Origin of the sequence: Dyadobacter sp. UC 10, from assembly GCF_008369915.1 — a bacterium.
Lineage (GTDB): Bacteria > Bacteroidota > Bacteroidia > Cytophagales > Spirosomataceae > Dyadobacter.
Window position 1 is genome coordinate 3,379,424 of sequence record NZ_VSRN01000001.1, and the last position, 17,086, is coordinate 3,396,509.

Below are 17,086 nucleotides of genomic sequence, written 5' to 3' on the forward strand. Positions count from 1 at the left end.
AAAAATATGGGTCAATGCACTGCGAAGAAATGCATTGATGAGGAGAATATCGGGTACGTACCCGAAAGATATAAATGTGAATTTAATTTTCCAAAAGCATTATTTAAATTTTGTAAAAAATGTGAATGAAAGAATATAATAGTGAAAGGGTCAACATTTATTGGTAGTAACCGATCAGCTCGAAAGGCGTAGATTTATCAAACAAAAAGCCACACGGAACCTTAAAACAGAGATAATTTGATAAATTCCCTTTCATTCACAATCTGAGTATTCCTTATGTTCCGAATCGTTTTAGCTTCCATTGCTTTTTTTATCATCTGTTTACTGACAGGATTTCAGGCGGCAACGCCGGTTGCTAAGTCGCCTAATATCGTACTCTTTTTTATCGATGATCTCGGTTATGGCGATCTGTCGGTGACGGGCGCACTCGGTTACAAAACTCCGAATTTGGACAAACTGGCTGCGGAAGGTACGCGATTTACGAATTTTATGGCGGCCCAGGCCGTTTGCAGCGCATCCAGAGCAGCTTTGCTCACCGGATGTTACCCAAACAGGCTCGGGGTTTCGGGCGCATTTGGCCCTGCTTCAAAAGTGGGCCTGAATCCGAAAGAAGAGACAATTGCGGAACTTGTAAAGGCAAAGGGATATGCAACCGGTATTTTCGGGAAATGGCACCTGGGCAGCGAACAAGAATTTTTGCCCCTGCAGCAAGGTTTCGATGAGTATTTCGGGATTCCCTATTCACACGATATGTGGCCGCTGCATCCCTGGCAGGAACGGGCAAAATACCCTCCGTTACACTGGATTGAAGGCAATAAACCGGGCAAAGAGATTAAAACACTGGATGATGCCAGTGAGCTGACACCCAGGATCACAGAGCGTGCCGTTTCTTTCATTCGTAAAAACAAAAACAAGCCGTTCTTCTTATATGTACCTCATCCGCTTCCTCACGTGCCGCTGGCAGCGTCGCCGCAGTTCAGGGGCAAATCTGAAAGAGGCATTTTCGGAGATGTTTTAATGGAGCTTGACTGGTCGGTAGGGGAGATTATGAAAGAACTGAAAAATCAGGGCATTGACGGGAATACATTGGTCATTTTTACCAGTGACAATGGTCCCTGGCTAAATTATGGTGACCATGCGGGCTCATCGGGTGGGTTCCGTGAAGGGAAAGGAACTTCGTTTGAAGGAGGGCAGCGCGAACCCTGTATTATCCGATGGCCAGGTGTAGTGCCCGCGGGCCGCGTTTCCAACAAGCTGCTTTCCACGCTCGATGTTCTGCCTACCATTGCGCGGATTACAGGCGCCAGCCTGCCGAAAGAGAAGATCGATGGTATTGATTTTACGGATCTCTTAAAAGGCGACGATACCCGAACGCCCCGTGAGCAATTTCTATATTACTACCGGAAAAATAGCCTGGAAGCTGTCAGAAAGCATAATTGGAAATTAGTTTTCGAGCACCCCGGCCGGACATACGAAGGTTCGTTGCCAGGTAAAAATGGCCAGCCAGGCCCCAGTCCGGAAGACCATGTTTTTCCGAAGGCACTTTACGACCTTACGCGCGATCCCGGTGAAAGGTATAATGTACTGGATCAGCACCCTGATGTCGTAACCGACCTGGAAAGGATAGCAGAAGCTGCACGGGAAGACCTGGGAGACGATCTGCAGCAGCGGACAGGAAAAAATGCAAGACCGGCAGGTCAGGTGATGCGTTAAGAACGTTTGTTAAGTATTACTACGGGCACAATGTCTTTTTCAATGAATACCAACGTGCTTTCAAAGGTTCCTATGAAGATCAGATTTCTCTTCACGATATGTTCTGCTGGTTGCTTGCTGTCCCTGTTTTCGTCGGCACAGCCAGCTAAGCCTGCTCGTCCCAATATTGTTTTTATACTCGCAGATGACCTGGGTTACGGAGATGTCGGTTTCAATGGGCAGAAAATAATTAAGACGCCGAATATTGATCGCCTGGCTGGCGAAGGGATGATTTTTTCACAGTTTTATGCGGGGACTTCGGTCTGCGCCCCTTCGCGGTCTTCTCTGCTCACGGGACAGCATACCGGTCACACTTACATCCGCGGAAACAAGGCGGTCGAACCGGAGGGACAGCACCCTATTCCCGACTCGGTTACCACGGTAGCGGAAATTTTAAAGAAGTCGGGTTATAAGACTGCGGCTTTTGGTAAATGGGGACTTGGGCCGGTCGGTTCCGAAGGGGAGCCTGGCAAACAGGGTTTTGACCTGTTTTACGGTTACAACTGCCAAAGCCTCGCACACCGGTACTATCCAAATCACCTTTGGGAAAATAACCGGAAAATCGTGCTGGAAGCTAACCAGAATCTGATGTATCAAAAGGAATACGCGCCGGACCTGATCCAAAAGCAGGCATTGCAATTTGTTGAAGAGCAGGATGGCCGTCAACCGTTTTTTCTGTTTCTGCCGTATATCCTGCCGCATGCCGAGCTTCTTGTTCCCGACGACAGTATCTTCCAGCAATACAAAGGCAAGTTTGAAGAGAAATTTCATAAGGGAATTGATTATGGACGGAATGCGACAAAGGGCGGTTATGCTTCTCAGGAATATCCCCGGGCCACATTTGCCGCAATGGTCGCCCGGCTGGATATATATGTAGGGCAGGTGTTGCAAAAGCTGAAAGAAAAAGGCCTGGACAAGAATACGCTGATCATTTTTACGAGTGACAACGGTCCGCATATTGAAGGAGGCGCCGATCCTAAATTTTTCAACAGCGGCGGCGGTTTCAGAGGAGTGAAGCGCGATTTATATGAAGGGGGGATCCGGGAGCCTTTTGCTGCGCGCTGGCCCGGCGTGATTAAGCCGGGTTCAAAAAGTGATTATATCGGCGCTTTCTGGGATATATTGCCCACATTCGCTGAACTGGCCCAGGCGGCAACTCCGCGAGGTATTGACGGGATTTCTTTTACCGATGCATTAAAAGGAAGGCCGGGTCAGAAAAAGCACGGATACTTGTACTGGGAGTTTCATGAGCAAGGCGGCAAGCAGGCAGTCAGGCAGGGTAACTGGAAGGCGGTCAGGCTGAAAGCAGCGGGTAACCCCGACGCATTGGTTGAGCTGTATGATCTTTCAAAAGATCCTGCGGAAACCACCAATCTCACCCCGCAATTTCCCGACAAAGCCAAAGAGCTCGGCCAGATCATGAACCGCGCCCACGTAGCATCGACTGTGTTTCCTTTTGGGAGTTTGGCGACGAATTGAAAAGAGCTGCCGCAGGATCATTTGGTCAATGAATTTTGGTTGGTTCTTTGTAAATCGAATGTCATAAATATTAACAAAAGCATCTGACAAACTTATGAAAGACATCACACACACAACTTGGGCATCGGTAATTACCGCAGGATTGTCGGGAATCGGAGGCGGAGCGATGCTGGGCGGTTCATTGTTCGGCTTTTCCGGTGCCGTGACCGGCGGCCTGGTCGGCGCAATCGTTTGTGGCCTGGCTGAACTTAATAGCGAAAAGCGGATCCATGGCGAGCAAAATGTGTAATACCGATGGAAGTAACTCCATTTTTCACTGCCTGCTGGACCGGTTTCGGCGGCATAGTGTATGTAGCGGTCCTGGTGGTTCAATGCCGAAGAGAGCAAATTAATTCCTTAGATTTCGGCGCTTCGTGCTTTCAATTCTTATCTCTTCTAAATGGTGCAAAGCAGATCATAGGTGTTTATCAATACTGCTATAAACTTCAATAATAAAGATCTCGAAACATCCGATTCATGATTGACTTTCGCTTCAACTATCCTCTTTCTAAATCGCAGCACGACATTCTGACCGGAGTTTTTGCGGACGTTAACGCTGAAGAAGCGAATTTTCGAATGGCACCGGTAGGGGGAGCAGAGGACGATAGGGAAATTGCTGCAGGCTGGTTGTCACGGCCGGGCCACGAAATAAGCGCTGATAACACATACATTGCCGGAGGCGGGCATAATGCGATGACTTCTATATTGCTGGGTACCAGACTTTCTGGAAAAGTTATCGTAACTGACTCTATTACCTACAATGGATTTAAGGCATTAGCAGGGATGTTGAATGTAACCCTTGTTCCCTGTCCGTTTGATGATGAAGGGATGCTGCCGGATGCATTGGAGGGTATTTGTAGTCAGACTGATGTAAAGGCAGTCTATTTGATGCCGACCATTCATAATCCTTTATGCATTGTTATGCCTGAGAAACGGCGGTTGGAAATCGTCGAAGTGGCAAGAAAATTTGATTTAATACTTATCGACGACGATGCCTACGGTTTTCTGGAACCGCAGCAGCCACTAACCTTTGCCCATCTCGCGCCTGAGAGAAGTTTTTATATTTACAGCTTTGCAAAACCGCTGGCAGCCGGACTGAAATCCTCATACATCGCGGCGCCTTCCAAATGGCATCATAACCTGGTTGAGGGGATACGTATTTCAAGCAGTGGCGCGTCCACGTTGATGACGAAACTGGTCGGTAAACTAGTTGATAGCGGAGCCGCGGATCGTATTATTGAGGAGAAACGCGCAGAAGGTGCGTTGCGGCAAAAGATAGTAAGTGAAATTTTGGAAGGACAAACATACATTTCTCACAAAAACAGTTTTCATCTTTGGATCCCGCTTGCGCCTGATATGAATGTAACTGCATTTGAAGGTGTGTTGAAAAACGCTGGCGTCGAGGTCGTCACGAGCCTGGCGTATCAGGTTGAAAAGGATTCAGGAAACAATGGTTTTCGGGTATCGCTGGGTAATGTAGAGAGCCATTCCCAGATCCGGACCGGATTGGAAATTATCGCCGAAGCCCTGAGAAAACGCTATCCAATTAAATCAACCCCAATCCCGCCGCAAGCTTGATCAAAGAGGCGGTGTTCGATACTTCAAACTTCATTAACAGGTTCTGACGGTGCGTATTCACCGTGGTGACGCTGACGAAAAGTTGCTCGGCGATCTGCGGGTTGGTCAGGCCTTCGGCGATTAAAATCAAAACTTCTTTTTCCCGCCTTGTTAAAAAAGGGACCGTCTTGGGTGGTGCCGAAGAAGTGGCCTGATCAAAATTAACATTCATAAAATAACCGCCTGCCTGCACCTGCCTGATCGCTTCCAGGATATCTTCCTTTCCCGAACTCTTTATCAAATATCCCGATGCACCGTTCTGGATCATTCTCGAAACATAAGCCCGCTCATTAAATGTGCTTAATGCGAGTGTTTTCACAGTAGGGAATTGCTCTTTGATTTTTTTGCAAAGGTCAATCCCGCTAATATCGGGCAGATTGATATCCAAAAAGGCAATATCTACCTCATTGTTTTTCAGGAATGAAATTGCATCGATCGCATTGGAGGCAGTTCCTGTTACTACAATACCTTCACAATCGGTAAGCAACGATTTCAAACCTTCCAATACCAGCGGATGGTCGTCAACAATCAGGATCTTGATGCTCATAATCAGAATTTGAAATTCATTTTACACTTCAATTTCAACAAGGACCGAAGTGCCTTCCCCAGGCGCGGACTGAATATCAAGCCGGCCATTTAAATAATCTACCCTTGCCTGCACATTCCGTATTCCCGCTCCCTTGTTCTGTTCGAGCTTGCCCAGGTCAAATCCTTTACCATTATCCTCAACCGTGAGGCTTACGGTTCCCTCCACCCTGGTCAGCTGGATCTGCACTTCTGTCGCCTCAGCATATTTAAGGACGTTATTTAAAAGCTCCTGAACAATGCGGTACAGCACGATCTCCACGGAAGAATCCAGCCGTTTTTCAAGTCCGAAATGCTGCATGGTCACTTTTAAGGAGCCGGAAGTGCTGATACCGTCGCAAAAATCGGTCAATGCGTCGATCAACCCGAAACGGACAAGCGCTTCGGGCATCATACTGTGTGCAACCCGGCGCATTTCACCGATCGCTCCATCGAGTTGGTTAAGTGCGCGGGTAAACGTCAGGGCGCTTTCCTCGGGCAGGATTACATTTCCTTTCACGGAATTAAGTGTTAATTTAATACCTGATAATAACCCGCCAAGACCGTCATGCAGGTCGCGGGCCACGCGGGTGCGTTCTTCTTCCTGGCCCTTCAAAATAGAGTTGGTAGCGACAAGCTGCTTTTCCTGTTGCAGCTGCATTACCTCCTTTTCAGCGATCCGTTTTCTAATCACAATGTTCCTGTAAATGAGCACAGCGATCACCACGAGCACGAGCAGGCCGCCGGTAAGGCCGTATATTAGTGTATTGCGCGTCTGTTTTTCGTTTTCAAGAATGACGATCTGTTTCTCTTTCTGTGCAGTTTCATATTTGGTGTCCAGCTCCTGAAGCTGTTTCTGAACGTCGGCGCCCTGAATAGAATCGTTGAGAAGCACATATTTCATCAGGTAATCATAAGCCAGTTTATGTTTGTTTTGCCGGCTCAGGTCGGTTGCATAATCGTCATAGAGCTCGATCAGTTGGTCCGTCATTTTATTTTCCTCGGCGATCTTAAGTGCCTGTTCGGTGTATTGGGCCGATAGTTCGGGCTGGTCATTTTCTTCGGCTACATACATCAACGCCCGCAGTGATTCCATTTCCAGGAATACATTACCTGATTTTCTGGCCAGGCCAAGTCCCTTTTCGCCATACTCTCTGGCCTTATCCAGCTTTTTGAGCACCCGGTTAACCCGGCACAAGCCGATATAGGCCTGGCTCACAAATATTTCCGATCCTACATTCTGAGCGATCACAAGGCCCTCCTTGAAATTAATCTCACCCTCCTTGTATCGTTTCAGATTGAAGTAGGTGTTGCCAATGTTGGTGATCAGATCAGCGAGTTGCAGACTGTCTTTCTGCTGCCGGGCCAGTGCCACTGCCTTTTGCTTATAGGTCAGCGATTTTTCGAAAAGGTTTGCGTGCTCGAATGCCGACCCGATATTGACATACAGCCGCGGCAGATACTGCTTCGCCCCGATTTTTTCCAGGTTATCGGCCGATTGCTGATAATATTTGACGGCCTCTGTGAAATTGCCCAGATAGGTGTAGCTGGCGGCTATATTGGCCTGGCTCTTCGCAATATTCAGCTGGTTCTTCATTTCCTGCGCGATCACCAGACTTTCCTTATTTAATGTCAGCGCCTCGTCAAACTTTCCTTTCAGATTGAGGATGTATGTATAATTTGTAATGAACTTGAAATTGCCGGTGGGATACCGCAGTTTTTTACTCAGGTCCCGTGCGCGCAGATAGTATTTACCCGCGCTGTCGAGGTTTTCATTTTCGTAGAACTGCCCGTATTCAATGTATGCGAGGACGAGATTGGTATCCTGTTTGCTGGATTGAATGCGTTTCAAAATCGCATTTTTATCACTGTTCTGCGCGGCTGCATCCAGGCATAGCAGGATGAAAAATGCTGCTTTTAAAACTGATTTCATAAAGTGGCTTAGAGGGATTGAGCAGAAAATTTGTAAAGGCAAAATTCAGAAATAAAACGTTTCGGAAATATCCTCTAAAAGCATGATTTTTTAAATATCCTGCTTTTAGAGGATTGATTGACAAAAAGATGTGAGGCTACCTTTGTATTGTCGGGTAAAGGAAGTTTTCAGTTCCTTTTTCGACATATCTATTTAGCCATGAAAAAGTTTTTTGTTTTATTGATCCCGGCCGGGTTGCTTTTCTCCTGTGTAAAAGAAGGAGAAAGCAAGCCGCCCGCTCCCGATCCGGGTGCGCAGATCGCCGGAAGCTACAAAGTGACCACTCTGGAAATTGACGGAAAAAGTGTGCTTTTGAACGACGCCGGCATCTGTTTCCAGCTTGACAGGTTTTCATCCCAGATGGTGACGGGGACAATGAAGGTAACATTGGGCAAGGATCGCGAGCCTGATGAAATTTTGGGAACGATGCATTTGAGCAGTACCGGCAGCTCTGGCTTCGATCTGTATGAACATACCAGGAAAATTGGGAGCGTTGATAAAGCCAGGACGTTGCTTATTTCAGTGTTTTATAAAGGTCAGGCAATACAAATTGCTGCCCGCAAAGACTAGGTTTTGTATTTGGGAAGAGCGTAGGATTCAGTTTCAATTGGGATAGTTGTTAGTAAGTGCCGGAGATTTTTTCCGGCATTTATTTTTGCATGACCCTTTGCTCTGATATAGCTGCTGTGCTTTGGACGGGCTGCCGATGATATTGCTGTAACGGTACAGTAGGAATATAACCTTTTGTTCCATCGTCCAGTTGAACGCGGTAGCCTTTCGACATTTCGCCGATTACCCGCACAACAGTATTTGCAGGAAGTGTGCGGATCAGCCCGTTTTTTTGAAATTGTGCGGATGTAAAAAGGTTAGCCTTTCTCTTTAAAGAAACCGTATCTCCAAACCACTCGGAGATTTCCGGCAAACCGGGTGATTTTTCCAGCCGGTCATCAATAAAGGGCAGAGGGTTAACCGGCCCCTCGCCGCGCTGGTAAATGCCGAAATGCAGGTGGGGGGAAGTTGTAATTGCATTGCCGGTATTACCCACTAGTCCGAGCGTATCACCCAACGTAACACGCTGTCCGGCAGAAACCAGCTGGCTGTCCAGGTGCGCGTAATAGAGCGAATATGGATTTGACAGAGAAGACAGAAATACCACTTTTCCGCCAAGGTTATTTGTTCCCGCCTGCGTTACAAAACCACTTTCTGAAGCGACGACGGGGGTACCTCTTTTCGCACGAATATCAATACCCTCGTGTGACCGTATCCCGCCATCACGATCGGCCCCCCAAAAACTGATAACATCACGCATACCGCGACCGGCGACCGGAAACGCGAGTGATGGCAGGGTCGACAGAGAGAGCGATACAGCCAGCTTTTCATTCAGGCCCGTTTGCATCCTCAGCAGCAGCGTGTCCTTTTCATGGTTAATATATGTCAGGGAATTTCCGTCCTGGCGCAGGTAGTCAAGGCGCTGGGCTTTACCATTGCGTTTTACTTTGTACAATTCAACGAAAAGGCGGCTGATCGTGTCGCCGTCTTCCCGATTGGGTGTAATAACAAGTTTTCGTCCTTCGGGAATGTCGAGCCGGATTGCCTGGGCGGGAACCGAATCTCCCAGGAAAAAACGCTCTTTGTAAGGGGCAACCGAAAGTACCGAATCGCTCAACACAGCTTCCCCAACCCTGAACCAGGTTTGCCCTGCCACAGTTTTCTCCATTTTTGCGCGCAGTAAATCCCGCTCGTAATGTTCCTGAGGCGTCACCGGGAACCAGTGCGAAACCGGCACCGGCTTACACGAGGCCAGCATCCCGATCATCAACACCACCAGCAAATAGCTCTTCAAGGTTCTCATCGATTCAAACACAAGTTTCACCCGGCCGTTAATAATTTCGTGCCACCGGAAGTGATCAGGTTCGCAAATAGACGCAGTACAAAAGATGAGCAGCAGCGAAGAACATTCGTGGAAATTCGTGTATTCGTGGCCAGAAAAATCCAACCAAATCCCTGTTTAACAAAAACCTAACACTAAATAATTATGAAATAGGGGCATTCGAGACAAAAGATTTTCTATATTGGCGGCCGCTTCGAACTCACATTATAAATCTAATCTGTCTTTTTTAGCCATGGTACAATTAGGTCTTTTGATTACGAATAGGCATCGCCTGCTAAGCGTGGCGGCTATTCTCGATGTTTTTGAATCAGTCAACATCTTTTGCCAGGGTGCGGGGCAAGAGCCATTTTTTAATATTACGCTTTTTTCACCCGAAAAGGAGCCAGCCCAATTTAATGGATCTTATCAGATGCAGCCTATTGCCGGAGCTCCCCGGCAGGACCTGGTCCTGGTGCCTGCATTCGGCGCAGGTGACCTGAAAAGTTCGATTTACGCGAATCAGATGTGTATTCCCTGGCTGGTGGATCAACATAAAAAAGGTGCTGAGCTGGCAAGTTTTTGTACCGGGGCATTCTTGCTGGCCGCAGGAGGATTGTTGAATGGCCGCAAAGCCACCACACATATTGATTCCGCCCAGGCACTGGCAACCAATTTCCCCGATGTGATCATGGAAAGCGATTGCGTGGTGACCGATGACAAGGGGATATACACGAGCGGTGGGGCAACCAGCAGTTTTCACCTCATGCTTTACCTGATCCAGCATTATTGCGGAAAAGAACTTACGCTGCGCACTGCTAAAATGTTCGCGATCGATATGGACCGCGAGCAGCAGACTTATTTCGGTACGTTTTCTCCGCCCCAGAATCATGGTGACGGCCTGGTAAATCTTGCCCAGCAAAAAATCGAAAAAGAATACCAGGACGGAAGCACGATCGAAACGCTGATCCAGGATATTCCGGCCAGCCGCCGCAATGTGGTTCGCCGGTTTAAACAGGCAATTGGCGTAACGCCGATCGAGTATCTGCAACGTACGAGGATTGAAGCTGCCAAAAAGCTGCTCGCCCAGACGGACCAGAGCGTGCTCGAAGTAATGCTTAATTCGGGTTATAACGACCTGAAATCTTTCAGGCAACTATTTAAGAAAAGTACCGGCGTGACGCCGAAAGAATACCGCGATAAATTCAATATCGCCCGGCTGGAAAGCAACGCCCGGCTCGACCGGCGAGTGGTAGGAGCAGCATATTAGTAAAAATGGCCTGACGAATCAGGCCATTTTTGCGATCAGTTCATTTTAGCGACTTTCCGGAATGCTCGCTCCTGTTCCTGACTGATTTCTACCACATACATATTAGCCGGCAAGTGGGCAATACTGATCCGGTGGGAAAATTTATTGCCCGCCTTGCGTACTTTCGATTTGTGATGCAGGCGGCCGGTACCGGCTTCGAAAATTTTAATTTCTATTTCCGAGGTTTTTCCGTTGGCGAGGTCAATGCTAATGTAATCGGTGGTTGGGTTGGGATACACACTTACATCGGCGTGAAGTGCGGCTTCTTCAAGGAGTGGTGCAGGCATCTCGGTGGCTGCCATTCTTGCGCTGGATGCGTCAGCGATCACAAAAATGGGCGTTTCGCCGGCGGTGACGGTTACTTGTCCATCAACGATCGGAAGTTGCTGCTGGCTCATATTATTACTACCCACCTGCGGGGTATAGATCTTCGCAACACCTGATTCATTCAGGTTGAGTGTGTATGCTGCGGTGCGGCCAATTTCGTCGGGAACGGTGAGTACATACATTGATTTTCCGTCCAGCTCGTAACGGTCTACGATAGGGTCGGAATGAAGGGTTTCTTTGTACCTGTAATTGCCAAACTGTTTATTGACCTGAAAAAGGTAATCGGCTGCCGGTCGGCGGGTTTGGTCTGAGTTGAGCAGGCCGGAAGTGCCGAACATGCCCGAACCATTATTGTCGTCATACATTTGGTAATAAAATACCTTCTCTATCCCCGACCTTGCCGAAACGAGCGAAGTTCTCAAGATCCAGTCGGCCTGGGTAACCAGCTCCGATTTGCTGCCGATCGCAATTGCTTTCAAAGGGCTTCCCTGATTGACATCGTAACCAGTTTCTGTTATCCAAACCGGCATATCCTGTGAAAACTCGTGGGAAGTCTTTACGTAATCATCAATAATTTTCTTTGCATTGATATTTTCAGGCGCGGTGCCGCGCGTGGAAGTGCCGCTTTGTGTCATGGTTGAATTGTCGATATACAAATGGAAGTTGACGATATCCCAGCAAAGATTCACGCTGCCATCAGGCTTGTAGCCCCGAAACTCTTTACACCAATCGACCATTCCCTTGATATAATCCGACCCTGTTACCAGGCCAGCAATCACTACCTTCATATTCGGGTCGGCATTTTTAATACCGACTCCGGCCCCCATGGTATTTTTATGACCATCGTAAAATGCCGATAAATTGGCGGCATATTCCCGCGCAGTCTGATAAGCTTTACGGCCTTTCCACCATTTGTCACGCTCGTTGTCGCATTCAATGTATTTGACAAGATTAAGACCAATTTTGACAGCGTTAGGAACATCGCCCCACCATCTTGGCGTGCTGTGGGTGCTCAGTAATGCGGGGTCAACGGCATTATTGCTGCCATATCTTGCCGCATATTGAAAACCCATTTTTGCCTGCTCAATATAAGATGACGGCAACGTAAAATCCATTCCGAAATGAACAGGTACATTTTCATTGTCACGCTCGCCAGCCGGGTAGCTGTCTAACATCCAGCCGGGAAGTGTTTTGAGGCAAGCAAGCACTTCTATATTTTCTGCTTTGCAGCGTTCGTATATCGCATCATAATTCCAGCCCCCCGAAATCGTGGGGTTGTAGGAATAGACTCCTTGCTGTGATTCCAGTTTTTCCCAATCCATATAATGACGGAATCCGGAAAAGCTCTTCGCTGCGTTCATCAGCGGTTCATTGATAACCTGCGGATTGTTGCCGACTTCAAAATTCCACTCATAACCATTGACACCAAAAGTATCTCCCAATCTGACGGATTTGTGCGGTACCGGCGTGACGCCCTGGCTTGGAGGCGTGTAGCTGCCGTATAATTCTATTTCAGTCGGCAGGATTCCCTGAATACGCAGTACCAGATATCTGATATTGCCGATTGGCGCATTGAGCTTGAATTTATCCTCCTCCGCAACTTGGGCATCCGGGTAGGGGCCCACCCAGCTATTGTATTCATATCCTTTGAAAGAGGCGATTTCAATGCGCTCCCAGTTGCTGGTAATAACCGATAATGTCATAGGCGCCTGGGCGGCAGAGCCTTCATAATCGAAGAACTTAATACTTTGCAGGGTCATTTGCTCACCTTCGAGCACGGGATAGTAGGCTTCATAGTCGTTGATCACCTTGCCCCAGCCGGTATTGACACTTACCTGGGTATTACCGTCAAAAAGCGGTTCAAGCGAGCTGGTTGCATTGGTAAGCTGGTACCATCTTTTGCCGTCGATCGTAATTTTATTGGCAGGGGCTGAGGGTGAGTTTGGGTTGATCACTTGTGAATGTGAAACCGGCTGGGCAGCAGAAAATGAGTTACTTTCTGTCTGGGAGGCGGTTATGACCGCACTTCCCTCGCCTACAATGGTCGCCTGCCAGGTATTTCCTGCATTCGCAACGGTAATTACAGCAGTATTTGAAGAAGAAAATGTTACAGGAACCTCCGCATTGGTACTGGTGGCCGTTAAAGCAAATGGACTATCGTTCACGTTTTTGGCCGGTAGCGCAGCAAATGTGATAAGCCCGGCAGGTTTTTGAATCGTAATTGACTGTACATCAAACCAATTGAAATTAAATCCGCCGCGGCTGGCCTGTAACCGCAATACCTGGTGCCCCGCAGGAAGGTTTAAGGTGTCGCTGAAAGTGGCGTAAGTCTGCCAGCCACCTGTCCAGGGTACATTTATCGCGCCCAGCACATCTCCCGACGTATTTTTAATTTCGAACAATCCATTGCCCTGCGCACTCGCAACGCGGAAATGAAACGCATGGGGGCCGGCTGTCTGCACATTAACATGGTAGTCCATCCAATCGCCATTGTCGATGCCGCTCACATTGGCAGTTCCGTCGGTATCATTTGAGTTTTCAGTCTGGACGCCGTTAATCGCGTGAAAATCTTCTGCCTGTATCTTTCCGGGCAGGTTTTGGGTTAAAAGCGGTACCGTACCCGCTACTTCAAACCAGTCAAAATTAAATGCGCCCCGTGTGGTCTGCAGTCTGATAATGTGGCTTCCTGCGGACAATGTCGCGGTGGTACTTACTGTCACGTAATTTTGCCACCCGCCGGTTCGGGGAATGCTCACCTGCCCGAGTGTAGGCCCGCTTCCCTCTTTGATTTCTATCAACCCGTCGCCCCAGGCATTGGCTACACGAAAAAAGAATGTATAAGTGCCGGCAGCAGTAACATTTACATTATAGTCGAGCCAATCGTTGTCATCAATATCAGTCACATTTGCCCCACTGCTTGTGCCCTGGGAATTTTCATTCCGCACATTGCTGGCTATATCAAAAGTTTCACTTTCAATTTTTCCCGGTAACGAAACCGAAGAAAGCGCGGCTTCAAACCAGTTGATCGCAAAAACACCTTTTTCAGCATAAAAACGAATGGTCTGATTTCCTGCGGGTAGTGCAGCAAACATATTTACGGTTGCCCAGCCCTGCATTCCGCCGGTCCGCGGAAGTATTCTCTGCCCTAAAACGGCTCCATTTGCTCCCTTAATCTGTAAGGAAGCCTGATCGCTGAAACCATTTGCAATACGTACTTTGAAAGTATAAAAACCAGCGGAAGGTGCCGTTACATTGTAATCGACATAGCTGCTGTCGTTCATCCAGCCGACATCCAGGCCACCGCCGGTATCTTCGGTGGATTCTGTTCCAACGCCTGAGATGGCATCGTAATTTTCTGCTTCGATTTTTCCGGAAAGTGGACGATAAGTCTGTGAAAAGCCATTGACGCCAGTCAATAGCATGACGGTGAGTAAAAGATATTTCATATGAGGAGAGTTAAAATTAGTTTGAATATAGTATTTGTTCGTAATGATTTTTAGTCACCACCGGGAAAAAAATACTGAAGCTGTCGTTTGATGGGACACAAAATGGCTTTATCATTGCCCAGAGAAAGCCCAGTGGCATTTTCTGGCAGTGGCACGAGTTCTTGTGGATGTAGAAGATATTTGAAGAAATGTGAGCCTGGAAAATAGATCTCAAAAAATCTGGCCCAAAAAAAACTGACCCTGCAAGAGGTCAGTTGAATGCCGGAATATCGGGTTCCCCGCCGGGCTCCCTGATTGGATCTACTTCTGGTACGATCGGTTCTACCGGAGGAATGCCCGGATCCGGTTGTATAGGAGGTGTTTCGGGCTCTTTTTCGAACGGCGGCGTTTCTTCAGGAATATCCGGGGAGGGTACTTCCGGCCTTGGATCAAAGGGCGGATTCTCTGGGGGACCTGCCGGATCGCCGCCTCCGTAAGTTGGAGAACTCCATGCTGCTATTTGGTAAATATCCATGATCTTGTTGTTGAAGTGTAATTTGACATTCACGCTTTTAAAATAATTGTGCCTGACTGGGCAGTTGCGGAAATTATAGCATTAGAAGGAAACATTATCTGAAAAAACCGATATTAGGTCGGTGTGCGCGTAAACGATCAGTATGATGGAAAATATTAGTGTGCGGTATAATGATGGAACAACCCCGGTAGTGCGCGAAGCAACGCTCACACTCATGCCCGATCACTGGCTGATCCGGTTTTTAGGGGAAAATGACCGGCCACACACAGTTCGCTGGGAGCTCGCACGCATTGTTACAGAACAGGGCTTTACAAACCTGGCAATCTTCAGGTACCACGATTTTTCTGAGCAAACCATTGAATGCAGCGCAGAGAACTTTCCTCAAGTACTCAGGGAAAAGTATCCTGAAGGGACTTTTTTCGAAAAGAAAGTTTCGAATACAATTCTGAAAAGCCCGCTCTCTCTGGTCGCGCTAATCCTTCTTCTGCTTGGACTGCTGGCCGGAACCTACTTCCTGCTCCTCCCATTCGCAGCCAGGCAAATTGCCGCTAAAATTCCGCGGCAACTGGAAGTCAGGCTGGGTGAAACCTTGTATGAAAACATTACTTCGGCTTACAAAAAGGATGAGGTAATGTCCAGAAAAATTAATCATTTCGCCAAGGCGATTGATTTCAGAACCGATTATCCGATTCAGATCAGCGTTGTAAAAAGCGAGGAAACGAATGCATTTGCGCTTCCGGGAGGACATATTGTAGTATTTGACGGGATTTTGAAGAAGATGAAAACAAAAGAGGAGCTGGCAGCACTTCTGGCCCACGAAGTCTCGCACGTTCACTACCAGCATTCGCTAAGAAGCCTTTTTCGAAGTATGGGAGGTTACCTGTTCATTTCCTTTATTTTCAGTGACGTAACCGGTATCGTCGCGATCATTGCAGAAAACTCGAATATGCTTTTGAACCTCACCTATTCACGGACTCTGGAAACGGAGGCTGACGAAAACGCGGCCCGCATATTCCGGACGCAGGGTATCAGCATGAAAGGCCTCGTGGATTTGTTTAGTTTGTTGCAGGAAGGTGAACAAAAAGCGGGTTACAGCAAGCTGCTCAGTATGCACCCGCTGACCGAAGAGCGGATGCAGCAGGCGCGTGCATTGGCACGGGAACAAACCGGTATTCGGGATCAATCCGAACTGCAAAAGCGATGGATTGATCTCAAAAGCACCAAATGACAAAGGCTGCGATGGCACTATTTTTGTGATTGTCAGCGAAAAGAACGGATTAATTATGAAAGCGTTAACAAAAGAAGGTCAGCAGCACGTTTCGGAGATTGCTGAAAGATATAGTCTGAAAACCGAGTCGGTAGAAACGCTGCTCAAAGCTGTTATCAACGGCGGCGGAAAAATGGCACAGTTCAATATTGCCGAGCTGGGCGGACAGGGACAATGGATGCGCGGAGGAATGACAATGGTAGGGGATATGTTCAATAGTTCGGTAAGAACAACCGTGGACAAAATCTGTAACGAGCTTTCGGACCTGGTAACTTCCAAGGTGCTTTTTGAAGAATCGGCTGATTTGTCGAATGGAGAACATGCGTCTCACGAAAGTTATCAGAAGCAGGGTACCGGCACCTGGCCGGCAGTTTTTGGAAACCCGACTTCAAGCGGCTCTCAAAACAGTTTTCACTATGCATATTTTTCGCCGGTGCACAGGCTTGTGATCGATGAGGATGGAAAGAGAACGATCTACGATACGAAGCATCATCAGATAACCGGTGTATCACAGCAGCAGGGCCCTGGCAATTCGTACAGGTTCACAAGTCAGGATGGTTACGTGGACCTCCACAATCTCCCGGTAATATCAGAGCCGCGCGACGGTTCGCCGCGCGACGGTTCGCCGGGCGACGCCTCGCCGGGCGACGCCTCGCCGGGCGACGGTTCAGTAAAAGAACAATCGCAACCTACGCCCGGGATTGTATACGATGTCACTGCTACTGCTGATTTGAGAACTGAAAGTACAGGGAATAGCCCGCAGGATATTATCATCGCTACGATCGAAAAAATCAATGTGCTATATGAGAGAGGGCAGATCACGGAAGAGGAATTTAAATCCAAAAAACAGGAATTGCTCACAAGGCTTTAAGGTTTTTCTTATCCAAAATGGCAGCAGCGGCTGGGAATTTTCCTGGTCGCTGCTGTTTTTTA

General features: G+C 47.9%; 13 protein-coding genes. 8 read left to right on the top strand and 5 right to left on the bottom strand.

The features are described 5' to 3' along the window. Positions 1-276: 276 nt before the first annotated feature. The 4 genes from FXO21_RS14015 to FXO21_RS14030 all read left to right on the top strand — a co-directional run bounded on the left by FXO21_RS14015 (position 277) and on the right by FXO21_RS14030 (position 4,848). Complete coding sequence (locus FXO21_RS14015; protein ID WP_149640653.1) at positions 277-1,713, top strand: sulfatase family protein; 1,437 nt, start codon at positions 277-279, stop codon at positions 1,711-1,713. Positions 1,714-1,785: 72 nt separating this feature from the next. Further along, positions 1,786-3,231, top strand: a complete 1,446-nt coding sequence (locus tag FXO21_RS14020) for an arylsulfatase (protein ID WP_149640654.1) — start codon at positions 1,786-1,788, stop codon at positions 3,229-3,231. A 94-nt stretch (positions 3,232-3,325) separates the two neighbouring features. Beyond that, on the top strand, positions 3,326-3,520 hold the full coding sequence (locus FXO21_RS14025; RefSeq protein WP_149640655.1) for a hypothetical protein: 195 nt from the start codon (positions 3,326-3,328) through the stop codon (positions 3,518-3,520). 227 nt (positions 3,521-3,747) lie between these two features. After that, positions 3,748-4,848 carry an aminotransferase-like domain-containing protein gene (locus tag FXO21_RS14030; protein WP_149640656.1) on the top strand — a complete coding sequence of 367 codons (1,101 nt, stop codon included), beginning with the start codon at positions 3,748-3,750 and terminating at the stop codon, positions 4,846-4,848. On the opposite strand, the gene FXO21_RS14035 is transcribed toward FXO21_RS14030, so the two are convergent. Beyond that, positions 4,817-5,434 carry a response regulator gene (locus tag FXO21_RS14035; RefSeq protein ID WP_149640657.1) on the bottom strand — a complete coding sequence of 206 codons (618 nt, stop codon included), beginning with the start codon at positions 5,432-5,434 and terminating at the stop codon, positions 4,817-4,819. The genes FXO21_RS14030 and FXO21_RS14035 overlap by 32 nt on opposite strands. Positions 5,435-5,455: 21 nt before the next feature. Further along, positions 5,456-7,384 (bottom strand): tetratricopeptide repeat-containing sensor histidine kinase, encoded by a 1,929-nt coding sequence (locus FXO21_RS14040; RefSeq protein ID WP_149640658.1) that lies wholly within the window; start codon positions 7,382-7,384, stop codon positions 5,456-5,458. Between the two features lie 198 nt (positions 7,385-7,582). Between FXO21_RS14040 and FXO21_RS14045 the strand changes: the two genes are divergently transcribed. Next, positions 7,583-7,993 carry a hypothetical protein gene (locus FXO21_RS14045; protein WP_149640659.1) on the top strand — a complete coding sequence of 137 codons (411 nt, stop codon included), beginning with the start codon at positions 7,583-7,585 and terminating at the stop codon, positions 7,991-7,993. A 79-nt stretch (positions 7,994-8,072) separates the two neighbouring features. Here FXO21_RS14045 and FXO21_RS14050 read toward each other — a convergent pair whose 3' ends face one another. Continuing rightward, positions 8,073-9,275, bottom strand: coding sequence for a peptidoglycan DD-metalloendopeptidase family protein (locus FXO21_RS14050; protein ID WP_149640660.1), 1,203 nt, complete (start codon positions 9,273-9,275; stop codon positions 8,073-8,075). A gap of 271 nt (positions 9,276-9,546) precedes the next feature. On the opposite strand from FXO21_RS14050, the gene FXO21_RS14055 reads away from it, so the two are divergent. Then, on the top strand, positions 9,547-10,560 hold the full coding sequence (locus FXO21_RS14055) for a GlxA family transcriptional regulator (protein ID WP_149640661.1): 1,014 nt from the start codon (positions 9,547-9,549) through the stop codon (positions 10,558-10,560). Between the two features lie 35 nt (positions 10,561-10,595). Here the strand turns inward: FXO21_RS14055 and FXO21_RS14060 are convergent, their stop codons facing one another. Next, positions 10,596-14,372 carry a carbohydrate-binding protein gene (locus FXO21_RS14060; protein ID WP_149640662.1) on the bottom strand — a complete coding sequence of 1,259 codons (3,777 nt, stop codon included), beginning with the start codon at positions 14,370-14,372 and terminating at the stop codon, positions 10,596-10,598. Positions 14,373-14,622: 250 nt separating this feature from the next. Continuing rightward, entirely contained in the window at positions 14,623-14,886 is a 264-nt protein-coding gene (locus FXO21_RS14065) for a filamentous hemagglutinin (RefSeq protein ID WP_149640663.1), read from the bottom strand. Between the two features lie 142 nt (positions 14,887-15,028). On the opposite strand from FXO21_RS14065, the gene FXO21_RS14070 reads away from it, so the two are divergent. Both FXO21_RS14070 and FXO21_RS14075 read left to right on the top strand, forming a co-directional pair. Then, positions 15,029-16,114 (top strand): M48 family metallopeptidase, encoded by a 1,086-nt coding sequence (locus FXO21_RS14070; protein ID WP_149640664.1) that lies wholly within the window; start codon positions 15,029-15,031, stop codon positions 16,112-16,114. A 55-nt stretch (positions 16,115-16,169) separates the two neighbouring features. Beyond that, on the top strand, positions 16,170-17,024 hold the full coding sequence (locus FXO21_RS14075) for an SHOCT domain-containing protein (protein WP_149640665.1): 855 nt from the start codon (positions 16,170-16,172) through the stop codon (positions 17,022-17,024). Positions 17,025-17,086 lie beyond the last annotated feature (62 nt).